This is a genomic window from Veillonellaceae bacterium, assembly GCA_012523975.1.
In the GTDB taxonomy this organism is placed as follows: Bacteria; Bacillota; Negativicutes; order JAAYSF01; family JAAYSF01; genus JAAYSF01.
Map to the genome: position 1 here is coordinate 1 of JAAYSF010000027.1, position 26065 is coordinate 26065.

At 45.8% G+C, this 26065-nt stretch carries 27 protein-coding genes; 19 read left to right on the forward strand and 8 right to left on the reverse strand.

The window, feature by feature from the left end:
• Nucleotides 1-13: 13 nt before the first annotated feature.
• From GX348_03845 to GX348_03865, 5 genes are all read left to right on the forward strand, one after another.
• Nucleotides 14-1135 carry a DEAD/DEAH box helicase gene (locus GX348_03845; protein NLP41320.1) on the forward strand — a complete coding sequence of 374 codons (1122 nt, stop codon included), beginning with the start codon at nucleotides 14-16 and terminating at the stop codon, nucleotides 1133-1135.
• A 153-nt stretch (nucleotides 1136-1288) separates the two neighbouring features.
• A complete protein-coding gene (locus GX348_03850) occupies nucleotides 1289-2272 on the forward strand; it encodes a hypothetical protein (protein ID NLP41321.1) in 984 nt (327 codons plus the stop codon).
• Nucleotides 2273-2564: 292 nt separating this feature from the next.
• The gene (locus tag GX348_03855) at nucleotides 2565-3977 is read left to right on the forward strand and encodes an aspartate ammonia-lyase (protein NLP41322.1); all 1413 of its coding nucleotides are present in this window, start codon (nucleotides 2565-2567) and stop codon (nucleotides 3975-3977) included.
• A gap of 76 nt (nucleotides 3978-4053) precedes the next feature.
• Nucleotides 4054-4302, forward strand: coding sequence for a hypothetical protein (locus GX348_03860; protein ID NLP41323.1), 249 nt, complete (start codon nucleotides 4054-4056; stop codon nucleotides 4300-4302).
• Between the two features lie 126 nt (nucleotides 4303-4428).
• Nucleotides 4429-5139 (forward strand): Crp/Fnr family transcriptional regulator, encoded by a 711-nt coding sequence (locus GX348_03865; protein ID NLP41324.1) that lies wholly within the window; start codon nucleotides 4429-4431, stop codon nucleotides 5137-5139.
• A gap of 41 nt (nucleotides 5140-5180) precedes the next feature.
• Here the strand turns inward: GX348_03865 and hcp are convergent, their stop codons facing one another.
• The 3 genes from hcp to GX348_03880 all read right to left on the reverse strand — a co-directional run bounded on the left by hcp (nucleotide 5181) and on the right by GX348_03880 (nucleotide 8995).
• Nucleotides 5181-6473, reverse strand: a complete 1293-nt coding sequence (gene hcp / locus GX348_03870) for a hydroxylamine reductase (protein ID NLP41325.1) — start codon at nucleotides 6471-6473, stop codon at nucleotides 5181-5183.
• Nucleotides 6474-6545: 72 nt separating this feature from the next.
• Entirely contained in the window at nucleotides 6546-8705 is a 2160-nt protein-coding gene (locus GX348_03875; GenBank protein NLP41326.1) for a cell division protein, read from the reverse strand.
• Nucleotides 8706-8707: 2 nt separating this feature from the next.
• Nucleotides 8708-8995: a hypothetical protein gene (locus GX348_03880; GenBank protein NLP41327.1), complete on the reverse strand. Its 288-nt coding sequence runs from the start codon at nucleotides 8993-8995 to the stop codon at nucleotides 8708-8710.
• On the opposite strand from GX348_03880, the gene GX348_03885 reads away from it, so the two are divergent.
• The 4 genes from GX348_03885 (at nucleotide 8981) to GX348_03900 (ending at nucleotide 12522) form a co-directional block, all read left to right on the forward strand.
• The gene (locus GX348_03885) at nucleotides 8981-9820 is read left to right on the forward strand and encodes a DegV family protein (GenBank protein ID NLP41328.1); all 840 of its coding nucleotides are present in this window, start codon (nucleotides 8981-8983) and stop codon (nucleotides 9818-9820) included. The two genes, GX348_03880 and GX348_03885, sit on opposite strands and share 15 nt — an antisense overlap.
• 64 nt (nucleotides 9821-9884) lie before the next feature.
• Nucleotides 9885-11486, forward strand: a complete 1602-nt coding sequence (locus GX348_03890) for a DAK2 domain-containing protein (GenBank protein NLP41329.1) — start codon at nucleotides 9885-9887, stop codon at nucleotides 11484-11486.
• A gap of 289 nt (nucleotides 11487-11775) precedes the next feature.
• Complete coding sequence (locus GX348_03895) at nucleotides 11776-12054, forward strand: hypothetical protein (protein ID NLP41330.1); 279 nt, start codon at nucleotides 11776-11778, stop codon at nucleotides 12052-12054.
• 3 nt (nucleotides 12055-12057) lie between these two features.
• Nucleotides 12058-12522, forward strand: coding sequence for a hypothetical protein (locus tag GX348_03900; GenBank protein NLP41331.1), 465 nt, complete (start codon nucleotides 12058-12060; stop codon nucleotides 12520-12522).
• 28 nt (nucleotides 12523-12550) lie between these two features.
• On the opposite strand, the gene GX348_03905 is transcribed toward GX348_03900, so the two are convergent.
• Entirely contained in the window at nucleotides 12551-12730 is a 180-nt protein-coding gene (locus GX348_03905; protein ID NLP41332.1) for a hypothetical protein, read from the reverse strand.
• Nucleotides 12731-12802: 72 nt separating this feature from the next.
• Nucleotides 12803-14971: an RNA-binding transcriptional accessory protein gene (locus tag GX348_03910; GenBank protein ID NLP41333.1), complete on the reverse strand. Its 2169-nt coding sequence runs from the start codon at nucleotides 14969-14971 to the stop codon at nucleotides 12803-12805.
• 107 nt (nucleotides 14972-15078) lie between these two features.
• Here GX348_03910 and GX348_03915 point away from each other — a divergent pair, with 107 nt between their 5' ends.
• On the forward strand, nucleotides 15079-16440 hold the full coding sequence (locus GX348_03915; protein ID NLP41334.1) for an MATE family efflux transporter: 1362 nt from the start codon (nucleotides 15079-15081) through the stop codon (nucleotides 16438-16440).
• Here the strand turns inward: GX348_03915 and GX348_03920 are convergent.
• Nucleotides 16433-17479 (reverse strand): HD domain-containing protein, encoded by a 1047-nt coding sequence (locus GX348_03920; protein NLP41335.1) that lies wholly within the window; start codon nucleotides 17477-17479, stop codon nucleotides 16433-16435. The genes GX348_03915 and GX348_03920 overlap by 8 nt on opposite strands.
• Nucleotides 17480-17628: 149 nt before the next feature.
• Here GX348_03920 and uvsE point away from each other — a divergent pair, with 149 nt between their 5' ends.
• From uvsE to GX348_03950, 6 genes are all read left to right on the forward strand, one after another.
• Nucleotides 17629-18585 (forward strand): UV DNA damage repair endonuclease UvsE, encoded by a 957-nt coding sequence (gene uvsE / locus GX348_03925; protein ID NLP41336.1) that lies wholly within the window; start codon nucleotides 17629-17631, stop codon nucleotides 18583-18585.
• 94 nt (nucleotides 18586-18679) lie between these two features.
• On the forward strand, nucleotides 18680-18877 hold the full coding sequence (locus GX348_03930; GenBank protein ID NLP41337.1) for a ferritin-like domain-containing protein: 198 nt from the start codon (nucleotides 18680-18682) through the stop codon (nucleotides 18875-18877).
• 23 nt (nucleotides 18878-18900) lie between these two features.
• The gene (locus tag GX348_03935; GenBank protein NLP41338.1) at nucleotides 18901-19227 is read left to right on the forward strand and encodes a spore coat protein; all 327 of its coding nucleotides are present in this window, start codon (nucleotides 18901-18903) and stop codon (nucleotides 19225-19227) included.
• A 174-nt stretch (nucleotides 19228-19401) separates the two neighbouring features.
• Nucleotides 19402-19827, forward strand: coding sequence for a transcriptional repressor (locus tag GX348_03940; protein ID NLP41339.1), 426 nt, complete (start codon nucleotides 19402-19404; stop codon nucleotides 19825-19827).
• A gap of 124 nt (nucleotides 19828-19951) precedes the next feature.
• Nucleotides 19952-20599, forward strand: a complete 648-nt coding sequence (deoC, locus tag GX348_03945) for a deoxyribose-phosphate aldolase (protein NLP41340.1) — start codon at nucleotides 19952-19954, stop codon at nucleotides 20597-20599.
• A 130-nt stretch (nucleotides 20600-20729) separates the two neighbouring features.
• Nucleotides 20730-21602 (forward strand): hypothetical protein, encoded by an 873-nt coding sequence (locus GX348_03950; GenBank protein ID NLP41341.1) that lies wholly within the window; start codon nucleotides 20730-20732, stop codon nucleotides 21600-21602.
• Nucleotides 21603-21638: 36 nt separating this feature from the next.
• Here GX348_03950 and GX348_03955 read toward each other — a convergent pair whose 3' ends face one another.
• Together GX348_03955 and GX348_03960 are read right to left on the reverse strand one after the other, a co-directional pair.
• On the reverse strand, nucleotides 21639-21809 hold the full coding sequence (locus GX348_03955) for a hypothetical protein (protein ID NLP41342.1): 171 nt from the start codon (nucleotides 21807-21809) through the stop codon (nucleotides 21639-21641).
• A gap of 49 nt (nucleotides 21810-21858) precedes the next feature.
• Nucleotides 21859-22458, reverse strand: a complete 600-nt coding sequence (locus tag GX348_03960) for a peroxiredoxin (protein ID NLP41343.1) — start codon at nucleotides 22456-22458, stop codon at nucleotides 21859-21861.
• Nucleotides 22459-22671: 213 nt separating this feature from the next.
• Here GX348_03960 and GX348_03965 point away from each other — a divergent pair, with 213 nt between their 5' ends.
• The 3 genes from GX348_03965 (at nucleotide 22672) to GX348_03975 (ending at nucleotide 26014) form a co-directional block, all read left to right on the forward strand.
• Nucleotides 22672-24015 carry a phosphomannomutase/phosphoglucomutase gene (locus tag GX348_03965; GenBank protein NLP41344.1) on the forward strand — a complete coding sequence of 448 codons (1344 nt, stop codon included), beginning with the start codon at nucleotides 22672-22674 and terminating at the stop codon, nucleotides 24013-24015.
• A 96-nt stretch (nucleotides 24016-24111) separates the two neighbouring features.
• Complete coding sequence (locus tag GX348_03970) at nucleotides 24112-24912, forward strand: MBL fold metallo-hydrolase (GenBank protein NLP41345.1); 801 nt, start codon at nucleotides 24112-24114, stop codon at nucleotides 24910-24912.
• Nucleotides 24887-26014: a PDZ domain-containing protein gene (locus tag GX348_03975; protein NLP41346.1), complete on the forward strand. Its 1128-nt coding sequence runs from the start codon at nucleotides 24887-24889 to the stop codon at nucleotides 26012-26014. The genes GX348_03970 and GX348_03975 overlap by 26 nt, the downstream gene beginning before the upstream one ends.
• Nucleotides 26015-26065: the final 51 nt, after the last annotated feature.

Below are 26065 nucleotides of genomic sequence, written 5' to 3' on the forward strand. Positions count from 1 at the left end.
CAAATCCTAATGCATATGTCAGAAGCTGGTTAAGGTTATTGATTGCCTTCAAATTTCTAACACGGAAGTTTTCAAAGTTATATGCCTGTTTTTTAAAACGAAAGTATTCCTCAATACGCCAACAGGAACAGGCAAGACATTGGCCTATCTGCTGCCGCTGCTGCAGAAGGTTGATACTTCTAAGCGGGAAGCGCAGGCGATAATTTTAGCACCCACGCATGAATTAGCCAGCCAGATTCATCAGCAAATCTTAGATTTAGCCGTTAAAGCGGAATTGCCGGTAAAATCAGCCTTGATTATCGGCAATGTTAATGTCGCTCGTCAAATTGAAAAATTGAAAGATAAGCCGCATATTATCGTGGGATCAAGTGGACGGATATTGGAGCTTATTCAAAAGAAAAAGATATCGGCTCCCGCTGTCCGGACCATTATTCTGGATGAGGCTGATCGGCTGCTCGATGATAATAATATAGACAGTGTTAAAGCAGTAATAAAGACGACCTTGCGCGACCGCCAGCTTATGATGTTTTCAGCGACGATGCCGGGCCCTGTCTTAGATAAGGCAAAGGACCTAATGCGGGAGCCTGGGGTAATAAGCGCTAAAGGTCAAGCTAATGTTCCGCAGGATATTAGCCATATGTATCTTGTGGCCGAGCAGCGTGATAAGATTGAAATGCTGCGTAAATTGGTTGGGCATCTGAAGATTGAACGGGCGCTTGTGTTTATAAACAAAAGCGATAATATTGAAACAATGGTGGAAAAACTCAACTACCATGGCCTAAAGGCCGCAGCAATTCATGGTGATGCTGATAAGCATGGACGGAAGGCGGCGATTGACGCTTTTCGCAAGGGCAATATTAAGCTGTTGGTAGCCTCGGATCTTGCTGCGCGCGGTCTAGATATACCGGGCATTACCCATGTTTTTAACCTTGACATGCCTGAAACAGCGCAGATCTACCTTCACCGTGTAGGGCGGACAGGCCGGGCGGGGCGAAGCGGTACCGCAATATCCATTGTTACTGTCAAAGAAGCTGACTTGCTTAAAAAGTTTGAAAAGATATTAAAAATTACGATTGCTGCCAAAAAACTGGCCCGCGGTCAGGTTTTTGACCGCTCAGTAAGTGCAAAGAAGTAAGCAAATAGCCATCTGATAGCAGCCCCTTAAACGGGCTGTATTTTTTTATTTATATGACAAAATGACAGGCGGTAAACCGTAGATGAGTTACCCTAGGCCGGCATGCTGAATAGGATGAATAAACTATCGGGTGATTAGAAGTGAGGGAGAGAAATGGGGTATATAAGAATTTTGAAAGACCATCTTGTTTGCCTCAAAATTGTTCCGAATGGTCATTCAAACGATGAATACTCTTTAGATCTGGCAAAAGCGATTGCCGAACTATACCAGCCGCTATCTGCTCGTATTTCATTTTCACGTCGGGGTATTCAGTTTAACATGCCTGATCATATTACTTGGGAAACCGAACTAAAAAATGGTCATGTCAACTATTACCTTATCTGTCCTAAACGGCTAGTCCCGAATTTAAAATTCAAAATCCACAGTGTTTGGCCGAATGCTACTATTGAAAAAGTTAACTTGCCGACTGACTTTGGTCATCTCGAGGCTGCCGTATGCGAAATGAAGTACACGCGTCAGGACATTTTTTCCCTTAATACCGAAGGTGAGTCGGGTACTGCCGAGATGCTTTTTAAAATAGCCCAGGGAATAAGCGGCCACGAGCGGGCCCTAATTCAGGTGCAGTTTGATCCGATAGATCAGGACAAGTGGCACAATAAAGCCGGGCAGATAAATTGGGCTTTTTTACGCGGGGCCATGAAAATGCCATCCCAAATTAAGAAAAGACTGTTAGGGAGATGTACTATTGGCGAATTTTTGTGCGAAATGATCCAACTGCTTTTTAAGGCATCAGGGTTTCAGTCGATATCTACCAAGGACGTAGAATACGAACGGTCGTCGCGGCTGCTGATGCTGCGTAAGACAACTGATCCGACAAAGCCTGAAAGCATGGCTATCAGAACTTTTATTCGGGTAGCCGCGGAGTCGCATGATAAAGCACGGGCGGTAAGAATCATTAATGCGATAGCTATAGCTTATAAACAACTAAATGGTGATAATGAGCTAGAACGCAAAGACCGAATTTGCTTTAGAAATAGTTTTCTTAGAGATATCAATCGCCGCCGTCCCCCGATGATTAAGGTCAATGGCAATATTATGAGCGTTAAAGAATGCAGCAAACTTATGGATTTAAACTAGTTTATAATCAGAAAACCGCGCACTTGCGCAGTTTTGCTGCTTTTGGCTTATTGGGTAAATTTTTGTTTATTTATAAAACAAAATTAACAGAAATGTTATAAGGTTTTTAGTATAGCTTATTGCTTAGTATAATTATCAATTAATCTGCAATTAGTGGCTATAAGGTATGGGATGAATAACCATTAGTAACAAATAGGCTCATTTTAATAGTGTATACAAAGCTTTTGCTAGTGATAAGCTAACGTTAAGAAAAGAGACCAAGGACTCTGAAAATAAAAAAGGGGTGTTGAGTATGAGGCTGGAACACGATTTTTTGGGCGAATTACAAATACCCGATGATGCCTATTATGGCGTGCAAACAATGCGAGCTATGGAGAATTTTAAAATTACCGGCCAAAAGCTTGATTCGGACTTTATTATAGCTAATGCCATGGTTAAGAAAGCAGCGGCTAAAGCTAATATGTCGACAGGTCGTCTGGATAAAACAATTGGCGAGGCTCTTATTGCAGCTGCCGATGAGATTATCCACGGGAAGTTTCATGATCAGTTCCCGGTCGATCCTATCCAAGGCGGTGCCGGAACTTCAATAAATATGAATATGAATGAGGTGCTTTGTAACCGGGCGCTTGAAATCATCGGCGATCGTAAGGGCAATTATGAGCGAATTTCACCCAATAACCATGCTAACATGGCTCAATCAACCAATGATGCTTTTCCAACCGCCATAAAAGTCTGTGCCATTCGGAAGGGCCGTGTACTTATAACTGCGCTTCGCAATTTAGCCGACGCTCTTGATGAAAAGGCCGTAGAATTTAAGCGTATCCTCAAAATGGGCCGAACCCACCTGCAAGATGCTATTCCGATAACACTTGGTCAGGAATTTGCATCTTATGCATCAGCTGTCCGGCGCGGAGCCGGCCGGGTGGAAGGCGCGCTTCAGCGACTGTATACCATTAATATGGGCGCAACTGCTATTGGCACCGGCCTAAATGCGGAACCGGAATATATAAAAGAAGTTGCTAAACAATTGTCTCAGGTTACCGACGAACCGTTTTCAACCGCTGAAAATCTGATTGATGCTACTAACAATACCGACGCTTTTGCCGATGTCTCATCAGCACTAAAAGTTACGGCTCTTGTGCTGATTAAGATGGCAAATGATTTTCGGCTTATGGCGTCAGGGCCGCGTTGCGGCCTGCATGAAATTGATCTGGCACCCCGGCAGCCAGGCTCTTCAATTATGCCAGGTAAAGTTAATCCTGTAATTCCTGAAGTTCTCAATCAGACATGCTACCAAGTTATCGGCAATGATTTAGCGGTAACCTTAGGCGTAGAAAATGGTCAGTTTGAGCTTAATGTAATGGAGCCTGTTATGGCCTTTAATATTTTTAATTCAATGGCCTATATGACAAATGCGGTTAATACCTTCAATAATCTTTGTGTTAAAGCTGTTAAAGCAAATGAGGCCCAGTGCGAAGAATGGCTGGATAGAAGTGTCGGCATTATAACCGCTCTCCTGCCGCATATCGGCTATGAGAATTTATCGATACTGGCTAAAGAAGCGTATACGACCGGCCGTCCTGTCCGGCAGCTTATTTTGGAAAAAGGTCTGCTAACAGAAGCTGCTATGAATATTATCCTTTCGCCGGAAGAAATGACGAAACCTGGTATTGCCGGCAAGCACCTTCTAAATACTAAGAATTGAATATCCAATCGGCATCTGGCTATAATAACGGTAAAGCAACTTTAAAAATTACCTTGTAATATAAGGAGCGTTACCAGTGAATGTCAAAAGCGGATTGGAGATAGTGCGACTGCATCAAGAATATAATGCTAAGATTTCCGAGCTTGAGGAAGCCATGGCTAAGTTAGAAGGCTACGGTTACACTCAAGCAATCCTCGAAGAACAAATTGCTGAGTTGCGCTCTGCTCTTACAGCACTTGAAGACACAAGATTTAAGGCGCTCGATCCTGTAGTGGTAGTAACTTCCTCGCTTGGAGGTACTGTAAAAGAATTCCCGGATCATTAGATCCGGGAATTTCTACCTCTATCAGAGTCTTATATTAATAAATTTGGGAGGCATAAGCGCAAGCTTGGTTTCTAATATATAGGCAAGTTTGGTAAAGTGTGGTAAACTAAGAGTAAATATGATTGAATGGGTATAGGGGAAAATATGGCTAAGGAAAATATTTGTTTTAGCTATTTGAAGAATATACCAATATTTGCCGGTTTGCCGGATAGTTTGCTGCAGCAAATTCATGAAGTAACAACTGAACGGTGTTACCGTAAAGGGGTTGTTGTCTTTTTTGAAGGTGATAATGGCGAGGGTTTTTATTATATAAAAACCGGTAAGATTAAAATCCTGAAAATGACTGATGATGGCCGCGAGCATATCATCAAAATATTAGGTCCCGGCGATCTTTTTGCTGAAGTACTACTGTTTAATAGCCGTCAATATCCGGCTACGGCAGTTGCAGCCGAAGATTCGACAGTCGGAATTATTAAGAATGCTGATCTTGAAAAGTTGGTGTTAGCCAACAACCTTTTAGCGCTTGAACTGATAAAGGCCTTAAGCCAGCGGCTATTATATGCCCAGCAGAAGATTAAAAACCTAGCGCTTAATGATGTTATGGCTAGGACGGCCGAAGTCCTGCTGCGCTTAGGAAATGAACAGGGACGGTCTAATGCCGGCCGCATCGAAATAATGCTTGATTTATCGCGGCAGGATTTAGCAAGTTTGGTTGGAACTACGCGCGAGACAGTGACAAGAACGCTGACGGCTATGAGAAAGGACGGCTTGATTGATTTTGCCGGTAATAGGGTGGTATTGATAAAACCAGATCAGCTGCTGCGGCTGATACCATAAGGAGAATTAAAAATCCCGGCGCATTCGCGCCGGGATTTTTTCTAACCGAGGATCGCTTTCAAATCATCATCAGGAGTTGTGATTAATTGCAGGCCGTATTTCTCATTTAGAACATTAAGGACATTAGGGGTCAAGAAGGCCGGTGCAGTCGGGCCGAGACGCATGTTCTTGATGCCGAGATGCAAGAGCGACAGTAAGATTGCAACTGCTTTTTGCTCGTACCAGGACAGGATTATGGATAGCGGCAGATCATTAACCTCACATTTAAAGGCTTGAGCTAAAGCAACGGCTACTTGGATTCCGGAGTAAGCGTTGTTACACTGACCGAGGTCTAAGAGGCGCGGAATGCCGTCAATGTCGCCGAAGTCAAGGTGATTGAAACGATATTTACCGCAGGCAACTGTTAGGATTATACAGTCTTTTGGTACTTTTTTAGCCAATTCAGTATAGTAGTTACGGCCTGGCTTAGCGCCGTCGCAGCCGCCAATCAGGAAGAAACGCTTAATTTTTCCAGCTTTTACAGCCTCAACAACTTTGTCAGCCAAGCTTAAGATTACATTGTGGTGGAAACCGGTTGTAAGGGTATGTTCGCCTTCTTTATCGGGCAGTGCAGGCAGCTCCAGAGCTTTGGCGATTACAGCTGAGAAGTCGCGGCCTTCAATATGCTGTCCGCCTTCAATGCCGGTTACGCTGCGGGTAAAGATGCGATCTTTATATGGTGAGTTTTCAAGGACAGGCATTACACAGTTAGTAGTAATGACAATTGCGCCAGGGAACTCAGCAAATTCTTTGCGTTGATTCTGCCAAGCAGTACCCCAATTACCAACAAGGTGCGGATATTTTTTAAGCTCAGGGTAGGCATGAGCCGGCAGCATTTCGCCATGAGTATAGATATTTATGCCTTTACCTTCAGTCTGTTTTAACAGCTCTTCGAGATCTAAGAAATCATGACCGGTGATAAGTATCCCATGACCGGCTTTCGAGCCAGTAGCTACTTGGGCCGGTACGGGAGAACCATAACGGTCAACAATTGCTTTATCAAGGAGTTCCATGACACGCAGGTTAATCTCGCCACATTTTAAAACCATTTCAAGATGGCGGTCAAGGCTAAAGTTTACATTTGTTAAAGTAAAGAAGAGGGCATCATGCATGAAAGCGTCGACTTGTTCGTCGCGCGCGCCTAATTCGCGGGCATGATGAGCGTACGCGGCAATTCCTTTGAGGCCAAAGATCAAAGTATCCTGCAACGCAGCAATATCCTGATTTTTACCGCACACGCCAACCTTAGTACAGCCGGTACCGCCGGCAGTTTGTTCACATTGATAGCAAAACATTTTGTATCCCCCTTTAACTTGTGTTGTTAAGCTCATTATAACGCTATACGTTAAAGCATGATGTGATATGTGTCACACTGCGGAATTTTTTGTCGTTGGATTTGAAATGACGATATCAACTGTATCACCATCTTTTATTAGAGCGGTATATTCAGCCGGCTGACCATTAAGGAGAATATCAACTGAGGTTCCGGGCGGCAAATTGCAGGGGTTAAATTCAGCTATCAAAAGAACATCGGTTACCATCGGATTTGGCTGTTCAATGCAGGAGTATTCGATAAAACTGCCGGGTGTTGGTGTATTGTTCAAATCGGCTAATTTATTGTTGACGATAAAGGTATGTCGATGAGTAGGAACTCGGCACTTTGTACCATTAAAAATGACATTAACAGCCGTTTCAGCAGCCTCTTTAATGCCGAAGATTTCTTTAAGAGTCGGTGGGCGGCCTTTGATTATTTGGATGATGTCTCCATCGGAGATTGTGCTGTCAGTTTTGGCTAGTTTGGCATTTAATGTTAAGTTCGGCCAAACGGCAAAGCTGCGTTCGGTATTGTTGACATGATATTTATAGTACTCTGGTTTAATTTCATTGCCGGTTAGCGTCAGAATTTCTCGTAAAGTATTTGGCATCAGACAGTCAACCTGATCCCGGTCGGCAAGTTTGGTATCGGCTGAAACCGTATTGCCGTTAACTTTAATAATAGGGGAGATTTCATAGCTTTGGTTATTGATTATTACAGTAATAGGCGTTGGAATGGTGACGGCCTCGTGTACAGTCGGGGTCGGGCTTGCGCCGTCAATTCCCTTAGTTACGGTTATATCGTCGTTTTCATTGATGCGGTCCGTAAAGGCTGCCGGAGCGCCGTTTAAATGAATACAACCGGGTTTGCCATGGGTACCGGGTATAAACTTGGTTTTGCCGTTTACCGTAATTGTTAGTCCCATTCCGGGCCGGCCTTGTAGGTTGCGGATATTGATGCCTGCAGCGAGCAGGGCGTCGGCTACCGTCAGTTGACCTAGGTTAAAGAGATGCAGTGCTCGGCCGTTCAAGGTGACATTAACAAAATTAAGTGTTTTACTGCTGGCGAGTTTTAAAATTCCTAGAGGGGTAACGCCATCAGGGGCCATGAGCTGCGGTGGGATGTTTTCGATACCTTCGATACTGTCGGGGCGGCGGACAGCGATTCTTGTCACCGGAATATCAAGCGCTTCGGCTAAGGCTTCAGGCAGCATTGGTGTAAGAGAACCTCCGCCGATCAGCAGTACGGCTTGGGGGGCATTTGCGTTTAGAGCAAAAATTTGGGCGGCTATGGCCTGAGCAAGTTCAGCCACGTTGGTTACAATTTCGCTGCAAATTTCCTTGGCGGTCATCTTTTGAGTGCAGCCTAAAATATCCTTGAACGAAACCTTTTTAGTTTTAGCACTGCTAAGTTGGCGCTTAACCTTTTCGGCTACGTTAAAATCCAAGAGATACTTTTTCGACAGAGCTTCGGTTATTTCATCGCCAGCGCAAGGTACCATACCATAGCCAACAATCAAACCGTCTCTGGTTATAGCGACATCGGAGGTGCCTGCGCCGACATCGACCAAGGCTATGTTTAGATGGCGCATAGTGGAAGGAATTAGGATGTTAATGGCGGCAATAGGCTCTAGAGTTAGGTTTGACATCTCAAGGCCGGTTTTCTCCAAAGCCGCCTGCAGTGAATCTATTACCTGGCGGGGCAAAAAGGTGGCAATAACTTTTACTCCTGCAGATTTGCCGCGTTGACCGACCAATGTTTTAAAGTTGGTTCCGTCTAAGGAAAAGTTAACTACGCTATAACCAACGCAATAGTAACTCGACGGGTCGTCTAGAGTATCCGAGGTAGCCAACTGGTGCTGGGCAGATTGAATGGCAGTCAGCTCGAGAGCTCGTTCGTCGTCAGCAGCAAGGAGGCCCTTGGCTGATACTTCGATTTCAGCGCTAGCTGCAATTGTGTACAAGGCGCGGCCAGCTGCCGCTACCGAAACTTTGGTGAGCGGTCCGGTTGATTGCTCAAGCCGCTCTTTGAGTGAGCTAAGGATGCCGGCTACTTCGGGCACATCATGAATTTGCCCGTCAAGCATGGCTCTGGTATGGTGCTCTAGGCGTTCTACCGTTGCAATCGATATGCTGTTTTCAAGTTGTTCACCGACTAGGCCGACAACGCTTCGGGTGCCGATGTCTAAGGCAAAAAGTAGTTTTTTTTCCATAATTACTCCTCTAGTAACAGGCTAAACAAAGATAGCACAACTAAGGTGCGCTTTGTTAAATAGCCCGGTTTTGCCTCTACAAAAAGAACTTTTATATTTAGCATAGATTGGCATTTTTTTAGATATTTCGCCATTTCTTTTCCATCTCCTTCGTTAAGCATGGTTATTATCATGTTGTGGACTGCATAAGATTTCAGTAAACCGGACTTTTGGCGAAAAGCTGTATATTTAAATCTGACATTTTGGTAAAATATACTTGATAACATTGAAGGAGAATTGCCTTGATTCATGTTGTAGTAGACAGTACGGCGCAAGTGTCGGCAGAAATGCTGGGGCGCCACGACAATCTTCATGTTGTACCACTAAAAGTAATTATCGGCAGCCAAGAGTGGCCCGAGAATCTTATGTCTAATTCTGAACTCTTCGCGCTGTCTAAGTCGAAAGGTGTTCACCCTAAGACTTCGCAGCCGTCCCCCGGTGATTTCATTAGTGTATTTGAGCCATTAATCGCGGCCGGTCACCAAGTTGTTGTCATAACGCTTTCCGGCGGACTGAGCGGTACTGTAGGGAGCGCGCAAGCGGCGGCCAATATGGTAGATGCTAAGAATATCAGCGTTGTAGATTCAGGAACGACAGCTATTGGAATGATACAAATGGCCAAGGCTGCTTTAGAAATGGCTGCCACCGGACACAACCTTGACGATATTGCAAGGCATTTAGCCCGGCTGGCCAGCTTAACCTATACAATGTTTGTTCCCAATACACTGGAGAATCTGCATAAAGGCGGGCGTATCGGCGGAGCGGCAGCTATGTTTGGTACCATATTGCAGATTAAGCCCTTATTATATTTAGCAGAAGGCAAAGTGGCGGTGCTTGATAAGGTGAGGACAAGGTCGCGGGCGGTTAGCCGTATGGTCGATGAATTAAAAAGACAGGAACGGTTAGCATATATTGGTGTAGGATATATTAATTGTCAAGATGAAGCTGAAGGAATAGCCAGACAGATTATGGAGCTATATCCCGGCACTCCGCTTGTCATGAGTGAACTTGGTTCGGTGTTAGGCACGCACCTCGGACCGGGGCTTATAGGTCTTATTTATCAGGTCAAGAACTAAAGCCGGAGCGCTATGCTAGTACACAGCATTGTGTTATTATGCAGGCCAGCTAGGAGGTATGCTAATGGTAGTAACAAGCGAACTCATATCAGGCAATGACTTTAAGCGGATGGTTATTGGTGCGTACAATACTTTTTTGCGCCAACATGAATATATTAATAGTTTAAATATATTTCCGGTGCCTGATGGTGATACCGGTACTAATATGCTCTTGACATTGGGCGCCGTGGCAAGGGCCCTAAAAGAAGCCCCGGATGGCGGTATCGGCGCGGTAGCCAAGCGGGCTGCTGACAGCGCTATTATGGGCGCCCGGGGTAACTCCGGCGTTATTCTTGCTCAAATTTTCCGGGGCATTGCCCGTGGTCTGGCAGGCAAGGAACAAGCAGTCTCTTCAGAAATCGGCAAGGCCTTTCAGTATGGAGTTCTTTACGCCTATCGGGCTGTGTCACGACCGGTTGAAGGCACTATCCTAACGGTTGCTAAAGGAATAGCCAAAGGGACGCGGCGGGCTGTACGGGAGAACCTTGCGTTTTCTGAAATTTTACAGCAGGCCATTACTGCCGGGGAAGAAGAACTGGCCAGAACGCCTGAATTACTGCCTGTCCTTAAATCAGCCGGTGTTGTTGACGCCGGGGGCAAGGGGCTTATTGTCTTTTTAATCGGCTGTCTGGAGGGACTTGACGGAACATATGCCGGACCAGAGGCTAATTTCGATGCTGCTCTGACCATGTTTAATGTACCGGCTGCATTTGATACCGTCCATCCCTATTGCACCGAGTTTATTGTTAAGCCATTTAATGTAACTGCCGCCGAAGTTCGCCAACAGCTTGAAGCAATGGGCGATTCGCTAGTCATAGCCGAAAGCGGCAATATGATCAAAATACATATTCACAGCGCCCACCCCGGTGCCGTTTTAGAATCAGCGGTAACATGGGGCACGCTGCATGATATTAAAATCGATAATATGGCTGATCAGCATCGCCATGTAATTACACCGATGCTTGCTAAAGAATCGCTAGCAGTGATCAGCGTTGCGCCGGGCGAGGGGCTAGAGGGGATTATGCGTCAGTTAGGCGCTAGCCTTGTTATTTCAGGCGGGCAGACTATGAATCCGCCGGTCGAGGATTTTATGGATGCCATTCATAGCGGTAACGCCGAGCGGTATATCCTGTTGCCGAATAATAAAAATATCATGTTAGCCTGTGAGCAGGTGAAAAAGCTGGTTGGCGACAGGGTCGAGATTGTCCCGTCTGCTAATGTGCCTCAGGGGTTAGCGGCTATTATGGCTTTTACGCCCGGTGATACCATCGAAAACAATGTTGCTAAGATGAAGCAGCGACTTGAGCTTGTCAACGCAGCAGCAGTAACTATTGCTGTGCGCGATAGTAAGGTAGATGAGCGCAAGATAAGAGCCGGGCGCTATATTGGAACAATTGGAAACCAAGTTATCGCCGATGCTGAGAATATCGAGGCAGCGCTCGCCGACACGGTGGCTGCAATTATTAAAGCTGATAGCGAAGTAATCAGTCTTTATTATGGAGCAGGTCTAGGCGACCAAACTGCTGAACTGCTAAAAGAAAAGCTAGCCGGAGCGTATCCTGACAAGGTTGTCGAATTGTACTACGGCGGCCAGCCACATTATCAATTTATAATTAGTGTCGAATAGTATATGAGGTGAGAATTGGCGTTCTGATTAACTGGTTGACTTTTCCGTAAAGTCATTATACAATGCTGTTATATGCATCTACAGGGAGTAGTTAGCAAGACAATGTCAACATTCGCGGCGGTTTCGCCTGGCATTGTCATTGACATAGCTGTCAATTAACGAGACTTAGGTGACTTTTTAGTCATGCAAAAGTCTCGTTTTGTGTATAAAAACTGCTTTATAGGAACTTTTTGGGTTCAATATCTGCAATCGCGTAGATACTAAGAACAAAAGGAAAGGGGCAGAACAAGTGTCGGAAAGGTTGAGTCTTCAGGAAGTATTGCGGGAATATGGGGTGCCTCTCGTTACACTTGATGTTACTGCATCAAGAGAAGAATGCCTGAATCTCAGAGAGCGGCTGATGGAGATTAGAAATGTTAGCCAAGGCCGCGAGCAAGGTTTTTTAGAGGTTCAGTGTTCCTTTTATATTGATGTCCATGATATTGATAGGTATTTAGCGGGTGAGCTGCCTAATCTAGCGGCTATATATGCCTTTCCCGAAGATGTTAAAGCATACAAGGAGGAGTAAGAAATGAAAAAGATTCTGGCATTAGCACTAATATTTGTCTTTGCATTCACTTCAGTTTCATTTGCAGCAATTGGCGGTTCACGTAAATCATTCTCCAAACCCAGACCCTCGATTGGGTCATCAATACCTAAAGGGGCTCCCAGTCAGAAAGCTGCTCCGTCTGGTTCAAATTATAAACCGTCGGCGCCAAGCAGCAGCTATAGCAATAAAGCTCCGGCCAGCCAGGCAAAGCCTGGTACGCAGCAAGCGGCACAGCAGCAAGCATCAGGCGGTTTTATGCGTGGTGCCGGTATGTTTGCCGGCGGCATGCTGATGGGCAGTATGCTGAGCAGTATGCTCGGATTTGGCGCTATGGAAGGCTTTGCCACAATTTTGGGTATGATATTCAATGTTATCATTCTGGCGGCCATCTTTATGGGGATTCGTTATCTGTGGACCAAACTTCGCAACAACAAAAAAGATATGTAAAACTAAATCCGGCCAATACGGCCGGATTTTATTTTTCGTTATTGTGCTGTTGAGCATTTGGATATCGAAGCTTAACGTAGCTAACGGCGGCGAAGAAACCTAATGCTGCGGTCAGCAGCCAAAGGCCTAATATGCCGGTCCTGGCAGCAGTGAAAAAGGCTGCGCCAAATAAAAAGGTTGATAATATAAAAAGCAATAGCCACGTCATTATGCAACACTCCAAATAAGTTATTACATAATAAGTTATGCAGGTTACCGTAAAAATGTGACTATTTTATAATTATTTCGGTGGCACCTGCTTTAGGCTAAGAGCAATTCGGCCGCGGTTTTCATCGACACTCAAGATGACGACATCGATAATATCACCAACCGAAACTATGTCGAGAGGATGGCGAAATGGCTTATAGCTGAGCTCCGAGCGGTGGATAAGGCCATTAGTCTTAATGCCGATATCAACAAAAACGCCGAAGTCGATAACATTGTGGACGGTACCTTTGACAATCGTACCGGGAGTTAGCTCTGACAGTTTAACGATATTTTTGCGGGTTAAGGGAGTCGGCAAATCTTCGCGCGGGTCACGGCCGGGTTTAGCTAAGGCATCGAGGATGTCACGCACCGTCGGTTCGCCGGCGTTAAGCTCGGCGGCCAGCTTGGCAGCATCTGCAGTCTGGGCTTTTTCTTGTACAGCTTTCTGCTGATTTTTAAGCGCATCCAGAGTAAAACCGAGTTTGGCGAGGATATGTTCGGCTAGTTCGTATGACTCGGGGTGAACAGGGGTATTATCAAGAGGATTTTCGCCATCTTTAAGGCGTAAGAACCCGGCGCACTGTACGAAGGCGGCCTTGCCCAGCCGCGGGACTTTCATGAGTTGACGGCGGTTGGTAAAGGAGCCATTTTCATCACGGTAAGCTACAAGGTTTTTGGCAACACTGGCGTTGACGCCAGAAACATGCTTAAGAAGCTCAATCGAGGCGGTATTAAGCTCGACGCCGACATGGTTAACGGCTGATTCGACGACTGTATCCAGGGCACCGCTAAGTTCTTTCTGGTTTACATCATGCTGATATTGACCAACGCCAATTGATTTCGGATCGATTTTTACCAGTTCAGCCAATGGGTCTTGTACGCGGCGGGCAATAGATACTGCCCCACGCAGCGAGACATCAAGATTGGGAAGTTCATCTTTAGCCAACTTTGAGGCCGAGTAGACTGAGGCGCCAGCTTCATTAGTGATAAGATAGTGTACCGAGAGGTTATGTTCATTAATTAGTTGAGCGACGAACTCTTCTGTTTCATAGGAAGCAGTACCGTTGCCGATAGCGATTAGTGTGATGTTGTGATTTTTTATCGCATCGAGAACGATTGTAGCCGCCTGCTGACGTTCGGCTGCGCTCTTTGTTATGTAAATAGTATTGGTCGTTAAAACCGTCCCGGTTCGGTTTATCACAGCCATTTTGCAGCCTGTCCGGTAACCAGGATCCAGGCCCATCACGGTATGGCCGGCAAGCGGTGGCTGTAAGAGCAGCTGTTTAAGATTAAGCCCGAATACCCTGATAGCCTGCTTTTCGGCGCTTTCAGTCAATTGGGCGCGAATTTCCCGTTCTAGGGCCGGGAAGAGCAGGCGTTTATAACCGTCGGCTATGGCTGTGGTTAGGAAATCGCTGTATAGTGACGGCCTGGTGATAATGCGCTTAGCAATCATATTAATATTATAGTCATGGGAAACTAATAGATGTGTTTTTAGGATATCCTTCTTTTCACCGCGGTTAACAGCCAGAATGCGGTGGGAAGGCATCCGTTTAACCGGCTCTTTATATTCCTTATAAGCGAGGAAGTCTTTACCTTCTTCCTCGGATACTGCTAATTCTGTGCTAAGTTCGGCGTTCTGCCAAAGTTGATTGCGCATGAGGGCCCGGATGTCGGCCCGTTCGGTAACCATTTCAGCGATTATATCGCTGGCTCCGGCGAGCGCTGTTTCAGCATCATTAATTTCATGCTCGGCATTAATAAAACCGGCCGCGATTTCAGTTAGGGATTGCTCGCTGGTATCTTGCGCCAGAATGATTTCGGCCAATGGCTCTAGTCCTTTTTCCCGGGCAATTTGAGCACGGGTCCGTTTTTTCGGCTTGTAGGGGAGATAGAGGTCTTCAAGCTCCTGAAGTTTTTGCGCGGCCCCGATTGCAGCAGCTAAATCTGGTGTAAGTTTGCCTTGATCTTCGATGCTGGCGAGGATTTCTTCCTGGCGCTTAACGAAATTTCTGAGGTATTGCAAGCGTTCTTCAACGGTTCGGACTTGCGTTTCATCGAGTTCGCCGGTAACCTCTTTGCGGTATCGCGAGATAAACGGCACCGTGTTACCATCGTCTAAGAGCCCGATTGTTGCTGATACTTGATGAACCTTTACGCCCAGTTCACGGGCAATTATTGCCGGTATATCGGTTAAAATCATTATTTTTTCACCATCTTTGCAATTAATAGTATTTATTATATCATAGAAATGTTAGCCTATTTTATCGGAATTTATCTTGTTAAAGCGTAAAGAGTTACGGGGGATTGATGATCGTTAATGTAAATAAATATATGCGTCGTAAAATACTAAAGTTAGCTTGGCCGGTTGTGCTGGAAATGTTCTGGATTATGGTTGTAAATGTTAGCGTGACCGCTATGGTCGGTAAGTTTGGTGCGGTGGCCTTAGCCGCAGTTGGCTTATCGGCCATGGTGCAGTTTTCCTCAGCCATGGTGTTCGCGGCAGTCGGAACAGGGGCGGCGTCCATTGTCGCCAGGGAATCTGGCGCCGGTAACTGGGAGGACGTTCGTTTAGTTGCCGGCCAGGCCGTTTTGCTAGGGCTTGTGCTGGGCAGTTTACTAGCTATTTCTGGCTATTTTATTGCTCCGGCGCTATTTATCCTTACAGGAGCAGAGCCTGAAGTAGCTGGCTTAGGGAGCGCACTGTTAAAGATTGGTTTCATTTTTACACCATTCTTTCTAGTGTTCTCGATCGGCAATGCAGTGTTGCGAGGCCTTGGTCAAACCAAGACAGCCTTTTATATTAGTTCAGCAAGCAATACTTTTGCGCTGCTGCTTAGCTTTATGCTCATTAACGGCTATTTACTGCCGGGCATTGGTCCGTACGGCGCTGCCTGGGGAACCGGAGTATCACAGCTAATTGGCGGAATTGCTGTATTGGTAGTTTTGTCGTTCAACGGTAAAATTAAGCTTAATTGGCATAAGGTTTTTTCAATCCGTGCTGCCGTTCTCAAGCGAATCGTTGCTATCAGTGTACCGGCCGGCCTTGAACAGTTGGCGCTGCAAGGCGGCCGGGTAGCCTATACCTTTATGTTGGCCAAGGCCGGAGCGATTCAATTTGCGGCCCATCAAATCGCGGTTCAGGTCGAATCGATATCTTTCATGCCTGGATTTGGCTTTTCGGTAGCGGCTATGACTTTAGTCGGACAGTACATTGGCAAAGGGTTGCCGCATCGCTCAGCGCAATATGCCTGGCTGACCAATAAAATTGCCATCTTGAGCATGACCGCCATGGGAGTGGTGTTTTTTCTTTTTGCCGAGAGACTTACTGCACTGTTTATCAGTGATACCGATGTCATATACTGGGGCTCGATGCTGGTTATGATTGCCGCGTTTGAACAGCCGACGATTGCGATAACTTATGTTTTGGGTGGCGCTTTGCGTGGCGCCGGTGATACCAAGTGGCCGATGTATGTTACAATAACCGGTGTTTGGCTGTTCCGAATGCCGCTGATATATTTGTTTGTTGTTGTGTGGAATTACGATTTGACCGCAGCCTGGTATATTACAGTTGGTGATTTTTTCTTACGCAGTATCATTCTATGGTGGCGGTTTGCCTCCAACAAGTGGCAGGATAGCGTTAAAACCAAAAGTGAGCTGATATCTAACTGACCAGCTCACTTTCTGGATATTCTTCAATTATATCGATTATTGTAATATCTGGCTGGCAAACCATGTCAAGATCATCCCAGCCTGTCTTGTTGTACAACCGCACAATAGGCCGAAGCGGGCAATGGGCCCGATTTCGGATGATATAGCCGGTCTGGCCAGTGCTTAAGATAACCATACTGCCAAGGGTGTAAATAGGTGTCGTATGAATAAAGGCCCGCAGGGTGTTATGGTCGAACAGTATATCGCTGCTTGCTAAAAGGTTCTCGATAATATCATGGAGCGGTCTGCCGACAGCGTTAGCCTCTGCTACTGCATTGTCAAAGTAATTGGCAAGTGAAACGATTCTTGATAATGGATGAGTAGCTTTGCCTTCTATCCCGAGCGGATAGCCGCTGCCGTTATAATACTCATGATGCTCAGCTGCAATCCGGGCAGCAGCCGAACTAAGCTTATGCTTTAGCAGCAGATCGCGGCCATAGTGGGGATGCATACTGGGGCTGTTTACGGGTTTGTTGTCAACATAGGGAATTGCCGATTTACCCACATCGTGCAGGAGTGCGCCCAACGCCAGTTCGCGCAGTGCCGGACGGGGGAGCTTAAGGTAGTGTCCGGTCACAACTGAAAGCAGGCATACGTTTACGGCATGAGTAACCTCATCGGTTGTAGGCTTGCGGATTTCGGTGTTGAGGATATTCGGCATATTTTGCCCAACTTCGGTAATGATACTATCTGATGCGTTATATAACTGACGAAAATACATCTGTTGTAGTTTGCTAGTCTGCATTCCTTCAGTTTTAATAGTATATAAAGCTTGAAAACATAAAGTGAGTTCAAGTCTAAGGTCATCAGAGATTACGGGGCTCGGTTTGGCATTTTCCAGTGCAGGATGCTGAATTGATATATCAGTTATTTGGTGCTGTCTGAGACGGGCGAGGTATTTTTCTGTCAGCAATATGCCTTTTTCAAGCAAGAGATTGCCATTACTATCCACAACATCGCTCGCAAGGATCATTCCGGATCGTGCATAATTGATTCGCAAATTATCACCTCACAAGGCTGTTTATCTTTAGTATATATGACTATTTATGGAAAAAAAAGAGACGTTTGTCCTATTTAAGCCGAAGTTTGTGCTGTTATGTCGTAATCTGTCAGTTAAAAGTGCCTCAAAAAGGTAGCAGGGGGAATCTTATGATAATTCGCTTTGGTTATGTAGCCATGGCTTTGCAAATACCTGAAGGTTCGCCGAATAAAACTATTACGGTGACCAATTTACTTAAAATTCCCCAGCAAGAAGACCGTCTAAACAGATTGCGCAGGTTGGTTAAGGTAAACCTTGAAAATCAACTTAGAGTCTTAAAGTATAATAAAGGTAATGAAATCTACGTTTTTCGTTTTACCTCCAAGTTAATCCCGCTGGCTACTCATGAGATTGCTGAAGGCTGGGATTATTTAGAGGAATTTAGACAGCAGTTGTTAGAAATAGGGTCGTATATAAAGGATAGCAAAATGAGGGTCAGCGCCCATCCCGATCACTTTACACTGCTCAATAGTCCTAAAGCTGAAGTTATAACAGCATCACTAAAGGATTTAGAATATCACGCCGACCTGTTTGATGCAATGGGCTTGGGAAGCGAAGCTAAGCTCGTGCTGCATGTGGGCGGACTATATAAAGATAAGGAATTATCGCTTAAGCGCTTTAAGGATAACTTTGCCCTACTACCGGGTAATATAAAACATCGGCTGATTATTGAGAATGATGATAAATCATACAATGCAGCCGATGTTTTAAAGCTATGCAGCCAACTAGAGCTTCCCATGGTACTGGATGTCCATCATCATGTCTGCTGCAACAATGGCAAAAGCCTGAGTGAACTACTACCCGCAATTTTTGCAACGTGGCGGGAGTTACCGCCCAAAATTCACTTTTCCAGTCCTAAAGATGCCAAAAACATCAGGGCTCATGCTGATTATATCAACATACGCGATTTTACTAAGTTTTTGAAAACTGCCAAAGAATGTTGTGATAAAGACCTTGATGTTATGATTGAAGCTAAACAAAAAGATAAGGCGCTGCATGCCTTGATGAAGGAATTAGCTGCTATTCCCGATGTCCGTGCTGTCGGACAAGCAGCTATTGAGTACTAGCTGAAGCTTTTCAGAACATCATTCCATAATATGGTTGGATACCCGCCTTTGGGTAGGTGCATGCTATTTTTGAAATCAGCAAAGGAGGGTTTCTATGCTTTCAGATAAAGAATTGACCCAGCTTGAAGACTTTTTGACAAAAGAACAGGCTTTTATAAAATCTATGTATTACATTGCCCATAATATTGAGGACACACAGACGAAGCAGCTTTTTCAGAAGGTGGCAAGCAAAGCACAGCAAGATTTTGACGTTATGAGCAAGCATTTAAGTGCCGGGAAAAGTTTACAATAAGGGGTGGGAATGTGTCTCAGAAAATAGTAAGTCAGCAGCAGCAAGACCAGCAAAATAAGCAGGGCTTTGATGGCCGGGGCTTGCTGTTTACCGACAATGACGCCTTACAAATAGCATTGAATGAAAGTAAGCATATGGCGCAATCTGTTAACACGTTTATACTTGAGGCTACTAATGATCAATTGCGTCGTGATTATATGACGGTACTCGGCGATATTTACAGTCAGCAAAAAGAAATAGTCGATTTGATGCAGCAGAAAGGCTATTATAGTATTAAAACTGCCGATCCGCAGGCTATCGCGCAAGCTCAGAATAAATTCAGCGGTCAATGGCAGGAGACTCTTCAGTAAAAAAAGCTCCGCAGCAATGCGGAGCCTTTTTTGTACTCAGAAAGAGTTGTTATGAAGCAAGGTGTACTTTTCCTTGACAATAATTATTTGGGAAAGTAGAATAAAAGTAAATACAAATTAATAATGACTATCCAAGTCGTTAAAATTTAAAAGAAGCAGGTGTTTTATTTGTTTATGGAAGAGCAGCTTACCGATTTGCTGAGAGGGAGCGGATTCAAAGTTACACCGCAGCGTCTGGCAATTTACAGTGTGCTGGCGTCAACCAAGGCCCATCCAAGCGCTGAAATGATTTTTAGCGAGTTGCAGCCCCAGTATCCGACAATGAGTTTGGCTACTGTTTATAAAACAATCGAAATCTTAAAAGGAATTGGCTTGGTTCAGGCGCTCAATGTTGGCGAAGATAGTTTCCGCTATGATGCCAACACGTCAAGTCACCCTCATGTAAGATGTATGAGCTGTGGCTGTGTAGATGACCTTGATCATATTGACTCAAGTAATTTTGTTAAAGAAGTCGCCAGTAGTACCACTTATCGTCTAACAGGGCAGCAGTTCTATTTCTTTGGTATATGCCCGGAGTGTCAAAAGAAGAATGTATCTTAGTGTACATAAGGGTTTAGTGTTTTGAGTCCGCGACAGCGGACTTTTTCTTTTGCGCTTTATGGAGATTAAACACGTAGAGGAAACTGATATTAATCGGCGAAATTATCATAGAGGAGGCGAACTTATGAATTTTGCTCAATATATCGACCATACCCTATTGAAGCCGCAAGCCACTGTTGACGATATCACCCGTCTTTGCCGGGAGGCGGCAGAGCATAACTTTGCGGCCGTCTGCGTAAATCTCGGATATGTTGATTTGGCGGCCCATCTCTTGCTTGGAACAGGTGTTAAGGTGGCAACAGTAATTGGCTTTCCGCTCGGGGCAACCTTGAGCACTGTTAAGGCATTTGAGGCGAGAGAAGCAATTATTCGCAAAGCTGATGAACTTGATATGGTGATGAACATCGGCGCTGCCAAAAGCGGGTGCTGGGAAGCTGTTACTGATGAGATCAGGCAGATCGTGACAGTGGCCGACGGCAAGCTTGTAAAAGTCATTATTGAAACTGCCCTTCTTAGTGACGCTGAAAAACGGCGGGCCTGTCAAGCGGTTATCGAGGGTGGCGCCCATTTTGTTAAGACATCGACCGGTTTTGGGCCAGGTGGGGCCACGGTTGCTGATATACAGCTTTTAAGCGAAACGGTGCAAGGAGCCGTTGGTGTTAAAGCCTCAGGCGGCATTCGATCAAAGGCTGATGCTGAAAGCATGATTGCAGCGGGAGCCACCAGAATTGGGACAAGCGCCGGTGTGGAAATTGTTAGAATGTTAACATAATGTACCATGGGCAAAGGGATACCGGTATGCTATAATAGGTTCCTGAACGATATCCGGAGCTAGAAGGTTCAAATGCATTTTGCAGATGAGCCTTTTTAATTTACTAAATTTACGTGAGGAGGTGTGCCGGATGCGTAGTGTAACACATACTGAAATCACTTTGATTACCGGAATTATGGTCTTAATTTGTGCCGCTGTGGTGCTCTTGCAGATACCGGCACGCTCTCAGGCGTTCTTGTATCCGCTAGTTAGAAAAGCTACGGTAGCTAAGATTAATTATGAGACTCGCGGGCTTATGACGCGGGAAACCGACCATTTTATCATTAAGTATAATCCGGTCGATATCGATGTAGTGGACATGGTGGCTGAGGCCGCCGAGGCTGCTTATCAGCCGGTAACGTCGGCGTTGGGTTATAATCCTGCACCTAAGACCATTGTTGTTATGTATCATAACAAAGCTGAACTTCGCAAAGCATTTGGTTGGTCGGGCGACCAAAGCGCAATGGGTGTATATTGGGGCGGCGTTATCCAGCTCTTGTCGCCGCATGAATGGATGAAGCAAGGCGATACGGTCGCGGAGTTCATTCATTCCGGTCCGATGGTGCATGAATTCAGTCATTTAGTGTTTGACCATGTGACTAACGGCAACTATCCGCGCTGGTTTACTGAGGGCTTGGCTCAATATGTCGAGTACAAGGTAAATAACTATGAATGGATTACTGCCAATAACCGCTTGGACGGACAGCTCTTTACGATGGAGCAGCTGGATGGTGAATTTGATGAGTTGACTAATCAGGCCTTGGCCTATCGTCAGTCGTTAGCCGCTATCCGTTATATCGCCGAAGTTCATGGTGAAGACAACCTGCACCAGGTTATTAATGAATTAAAGGCCGGCCGAAAAATTGATAAAGCCATTAAAAACTCCCTAGGCTTGGATTATCAGGCTTTCGACAAAGCTTGGCGGGAGTGGGCGGTTAGGAATATGAAGAACTATGAGAAATAAAAATTGCCGCGCAGTAATTGAACTGCGCGGCAATTTTTATTCATCTTCTCGTTTGCTTGTATTAATTTTGATTTGCTGCAGCAAATCAAGCATTCTTGAATTCTGCCCAACGAGGGTTTCCTGATTGACAAGCATAGTATTCATCTGCGCTCTTGCCTGGCGCAGTTCTTCCAGGAAAGCCTTGGCAATCTTATCAAATGAAGGCATAAAGGCTCTCCTTTTCCGTCTCCTTCTTATCAGCACTTAGTTTACCTCCTTAATATTCTCCTACTTTGCTGAAGTCCCGCTTTATACCAGGCATTCCTGGTTCCCAACCGGCCGGTACGCCTTCGCCGGTTGCCTCGCCATATTTGATGCCTTCAAGCGTGCGGATAATTTCCCAAACATTTCGGCCGACCTCGCGGGGATAGACCGAATAGCAGCGAATACGGCCTAGGGGATCGATGATAAAGGTAGCGCGGAAGGCAGCGCCGGTATTGGGCCCCCAGACGCCATAGGCTTGGGCGATGCAGCCGTTACGGTCGGAAAGCAGCGGATACTGAACCTTGCTAGCGTTTGGGGAAGTTTCATGGAAAACCTTATGCGAGTACACACTGTCGGTGCTGATGGCAATAGCATCGGCCCCAAGTTTTCTAATACAGGGGTATGCGTCGGCAACTGCCGCGAGTTCAGTAGGTCAGACAAAAGTAAAATTGCTAGAATAGAAAAACAGCAGTAACCAGCGGCCCCGGAAATCGTTGAGGCAGACCTCGATTTCCCTACCGCAGTATAGGGCGGGAGCACAAAAGGCCGGGGCGGCTTCCTCGAGTTTGAAACAATGACGCGGTTGGCAGATCGGTGATTTGCATTCTGGCATTACACCAGCCTCCTATATTCTTGTTCAATGGGATTGCGGTAAGAATCCGATGACAAGCAACTGGGGTTTTCTAATATATCTTATGTATAACAAAGGAGTTTGGTGACCATAACAGTGCCGAGATATTGTTGTTAGTTTATAAAGCGTGCTACAATAACAAAAGCAGAAGTATCAAGTCGAATACTTTGGGTTATTGATGAAAAGGAGAAGGAAATGGGAATCTTTCACGCTTGCGATATTCGTGGTATCGCCGAAACTGATTTAACGGATGGAATGGTACATAAGATTGGCTTTGCCGTCGGCACAAAACTAACCGGACAAAAGGTAGTAGTGGGCGGCGATGTACGCTTATCTACGCCGCGGCTCAAGAAAATAATTGTAGAGACATTGGCAGCTTCGGGCTGTCATGTAATCGATATTGGCATCGTGGCGACACCGCTTTTCTACTACGCCCAAAAAATAACGGGCGCGACAGGCGGCGTTATGGTTACAGCATCGCATAACCCGGCGCCCTATAACGGCTTTAAGCTGGTGCTTGGGCCGCAGCCGGTAACTGATGAAGATATAATTGAAATTAAACACTTGGTCGAGACTGATGCCAGAATTTCAGGACAAGGAAGTATAACTCAAACCGACATTACAGCTAGTTACATAGCTGATACAGCGACCAAAGCACGTAAGGGGAATTTAAAAGTAGTCCTCGATGCCGGCAATGGTGCGACATCTGAATTTGCGCCGAAGCTATTTCGCGCCTTGGGCTATGAAGTTATTGAACTTTACTGTACTCCTGACGGAACCTTCCCGCAGCGCCCGCCCAATCCGGCTCTTGCTGAAAATCTCACCGATTTGGGCCAAAAGGTGCGCGAAATGGGGGCGGATATTGGGGTAGCTTTCGATGGTGACGGTGACCGTGTCGGTTTTGTTGATGAAAACGGCCGACCGGTAGATAATGATGATATCATTGTGCTGATTGCCCGCTATTATCTCGAACAGCAGGCTGGCGCTATTATCTATGATGCCAAATGTTCAATGGTTGTGCCCGAAGAAGTTATCAAAGCCGGGGGGCGGCCTGTCATGGCTCGGGCTGGTCACACTTTTAGTAAATCAGCATTTATTCGGGAAAAGGCACTTTTCGCCGGCGAAATCAGCGGCCATTTCTTTTTTACTGAACTGGGCTATGATGACGGCATGTTCGCCGGCTTAAAAGTATGTGAATTTGTTGCTGAGCACGGCTCGCTAGCAAAACTAGTTGACGCTATTCCTAACTACTTTCTGACAGCCGATATAAGGGTGCCGTATACCGGCAATGACAAAGAGCTTGTCCTGGCGGATTTAGCCAAGCGGCTTGCCGAGTATCGTCCTAATCTGATTGATGGGGTGCGGATCGAGTTTGACGACGGTTGGGCTATGATACGTTCTTCGGTAACCGAACCGCTGTTTACGCTGCGGTTTGAGGCCAAGACCCAAGCACGGCTTAAAGATATTGCCAACATTCTTATATCAGCCCTGCCCGACAGAGTAAAACAGCCTGTACTGGCCAAAATGCCAACTCTATAATAAGTGGTTAATCCTCCCAAGACTGGTTTTTGGGAGGATTTTTGTGTCTAAAAACCGAATTTATATTGGGTAGGTCCGTTATTAAAGGAGAATTTTATGCAAGTTCATGTTTTGGCCAGCGGCAGTACCGGTAACGCCGTATACTTAAACTTTGGAGAAACGAATATACTAGTAGACGCAGGGATCAGTACCCGGCGGATTAAACAGGGGTTAGCCGCTGTCGGCACTGATATTGCCAAACTAGATGCTGTGCTGGTAACCCACGAGCACCGTGATCATGTTAATGGATTGCCGACTTTAACCAAAAAGTATCGCATACCTGTCTATAGCAGGCAGGCAACTTTGGATAATATGTACTGCCGGAGCGTGCTGCCAGACGAATGCTGCTGCTCCATTGAGGACAGTCTTGATATTGGGACAGTCAAGATCGAACCGTTTAGTATTTCACACGATGCTGCTGATCCGGTTGGTTTCAATTTTTTTAGCGGTGGCATAAAATGCAGTGTCGCTACTGATTTGGGGTTTGCAACTGAAACCGTGAAAAAAGCCTTAAGTCTGTCGGATATTATGGTGCTTGAAGCTAACCATGATATTGATATGCTTAAGAATGGCTCATATCCTTGGTATCTTAAAAAACGTATTTTAAGCAACCGCGGCCATCTTTCAAACAATGATGCCGGGTGGCTGTTGGCCAGACTGGCGCGGCGAAACCGCACCAGAGTAATGCTGGCCCATCTAAGTCAGGAGAATAACCGACCTGACCTTGCCGAAACGACGATAGGCAGTATCTTAGCCGAACAGCAGTGTAAGGTCGGCCGGGATATAATGCTCAAGATGACTTATCCTGACCGTTTGGCAAGTTTAAATCTAAATGAGGAAGGTGAAGATTGTGATTAAACGATGGACACCATATATAGTAGTTGCCCTTATTGGCGCACTTATCGGCGGAAGTCTGGTAATGGCTTACGGCAATCGACATTATGCTAAGCCGGCACCGCAGTCATCTACTCCTATCCCTAATTTGCAGCAGCCTGCTGCTCAGGCTCAAGTATCAGATGCCCGCAACACAGCCATTGTGCGCGCGGCGCAAGCCGTTAGCCCGGCTGTTGTCGGCATTACAAATAAAGCTTATGTTCGAGACTTCTTTAACCGTAAAATCCTAGTAGAACGCGGGGCAGGTTCGGGAGTAATTTTTGACTCGAATGGCTATATCGCTACTAACTACCATGTGGTTCAAGATGCCCAGGAGATTACCGTATCGCTGGCCGACGGACGGACATTTACCGGTAAAGTATTAGGTAGTGACCCTGCAACTGACTTAGCAGTTGTCAAGGTGGAAGCAACCGGATTGCCGACCGCTGTTTTGGGTGATTCAGATAGCTTATTAATTGGCGAACCGGCAATTGCCATCGGCAATCCGCTAGGCATGGAATTTCGTGGCAGTGTCACTGTTGGCGTAATCAGCGCCTTGAATCGCTCAATTGAAATTGGCGAGCGGAAATTCCAGCTTATTCAGACCGACGCTGCTATCAATCCCGGTAATTCGGGGGGAGCTTTAGTAAATGCCGATGGCGTAGTCGTAGGCATAAACAGTGCTAAAATCTCAGTAGCCGGCGTTGAAGGTATTGGCTTGGCAATTCCGATTAACACAGCCCGGCCGATCTTAGAGTCGATTATTGAGAAAGGCCGTGTTGTCCGAGCCTATCTCGGGGTAGGCGTGTTAGATCGAAATACTGCTGCGCGTTATGGCTATACCCTTAATATCGATAAAGGCGTTTATATTGCTCAAATCGCTGCTAATGGTCCGGCAGCTAAAGCTGGGCTGCATGAGGGCGACGTAATCTTAAAAGTAGCCGGTGTTGAAACGAACAGTGTTGCCGAACTCAGGGCGGCTATTGATGCCCAGCCTGTCGGCAGCAAGAGAGATGTAATATTCACCCGTAATGGTAAAACAATGACTATTAAGGTAACCTTTGAAGAAATGCCGGCTGGACAGTAATTATGAGGATAACAATAGCTACAGTCGGTAAGATCAAAGAAAAATATCTGA

Excerpts from the sequence above, each read along its gene's own strand:
- GX348_03850 (NLP41321.1), top strand. The coding sequence starts at position 1,289 with ATGGGGTATATAAGAATTTTGAAAGACCATCTTGTTTGCCTCAAAATT.
- GX348_03970 (NLP41345.1), top strand. The coding sequence starts at position 24,112 with ATGCAAGTTCATGTTTTGGCCAGCGGCAGTACCGGTAACGCCGTATAC.
- GX348_03930 (NLP41337.1), top strand. The coding sequence starts at position 18,680 with ATGCTTTCAGATAAAGAATTGACCCAGCTTGAAGACTTTTTGACAAAA.
- GX348_03900 (NLP41331.1), top strand. The coding sequence starts at position 12,058 with ATGAAAAAGATTCTGGCATTAGCACTAATATTTGTCTTTGCATTCACT.
- GX348_03950 (NLP41341.1), top strand. The coding sequence starts at position 20,730 with ATGCGTAGTGTAACACATACTGAAATCACTTTGATTACCGGAATTATG.
- GX348_03965 (NLP41344.1), top strand. The coding sequence starts at position 22,672 with ATGGGAATCTTTCACGCTTGCGATATTCGTGGTATCGCCGAAACTGAT.
- GX348_03855 (NLP41322.1), top strand. The coding sequence starts at position 2,565 with ATGAGGCTGGAACACGATTTTTTGGGCGAATTACAAATACCCGATGAT.
- uvsE (NLP41336.1), top strand. The coding sequence starts at position 17,629 with ATGATAATTCGCTTTGGTTATGTAGCCATGGCTTTGCAAATACCTGAA.
- GX348_03940 (NLP41339.1), top strand. The coding sequence starts at position 19,402 with ATGGAAGAGCAGCTTACCGATTTGCTGAGAGGGAGCGGATTCAAAGTT.
- deoC (NLP41340.1), top strand. The coding sequence starts at position 19,952 with ATGAATTTTGCTCAATATATCGACCATACCCTATTGAAGCCGCAAGCC.
- GX348_03880 (NLP41327.1), bottom strand. The coding sequence starts at position 8,995 with ATGAATCAAGGCAATTCTCCTTCAATGTTATCAAGTATATTTTACCAA.
- GX348_03865 (NLP41324.1), top strand. The coding sequence starts at position 4,429 with ATGGGTATAGGGGAAAATATGGCTAAGGAAAATATTTGTTTTAGCTAT.
- GX348_03915 (NLP41334.1), top strand. The coding sequence starts at position 15,079 with ATGATCGTTAATGTAAATAAATATATGCGTCGTAAAATACTAAAGTTA.
- GX348_03890 (NLP41329.1), top strand. The coding sequence starts at position 9,885 with ATGGTAGTAACAAGCGAACTCATATCAGGCAATGACTTTAAGCGGATG.
- hcp (NLP41325.1), bottom strand. The coding sequence starts at position 6,473 with ATGTTTTGCTATCAATGTGAACAAACTGCCGGCGGTACCGGCTGTACT.
- GX348_03875 (NLP41326.1), bottom strand. The coding sequence starts at position 8,705 with ATGGAAAAAAAACTACTTTTTGCCTTAGACATCGGCACCCGAAGCGTT.
- GX348_03910 (NLP41333.1), bottom strand. The coding sequence starts at position 14,971 with ATGATTTTAACCGATATACCGGCAATAATTGCCCGTGAACTGGGCGTA.
- GX348_03975 (NLP41346.1), top strand. The coding sequence starts at position 24,887 with ATGAGGAAGGTGAAGATTGTGATTAAACGATGGACACCATATATAGTA.
- GX348_03955 (NLP41342.1), bottom strand. The coding sequence starts at position 21,809 with ATGCCTTCATTTGATAAGATTGCCAAGGCTTTCCTGGAAGAACTGCGC.
- GX348_03905 (NLP41332.1), bottom strand. The coding sequence starts at position 12,730 with ATGACGTGGCTATTGCTTTTTATATTATCAACCTTTTTATTTGGCGCA.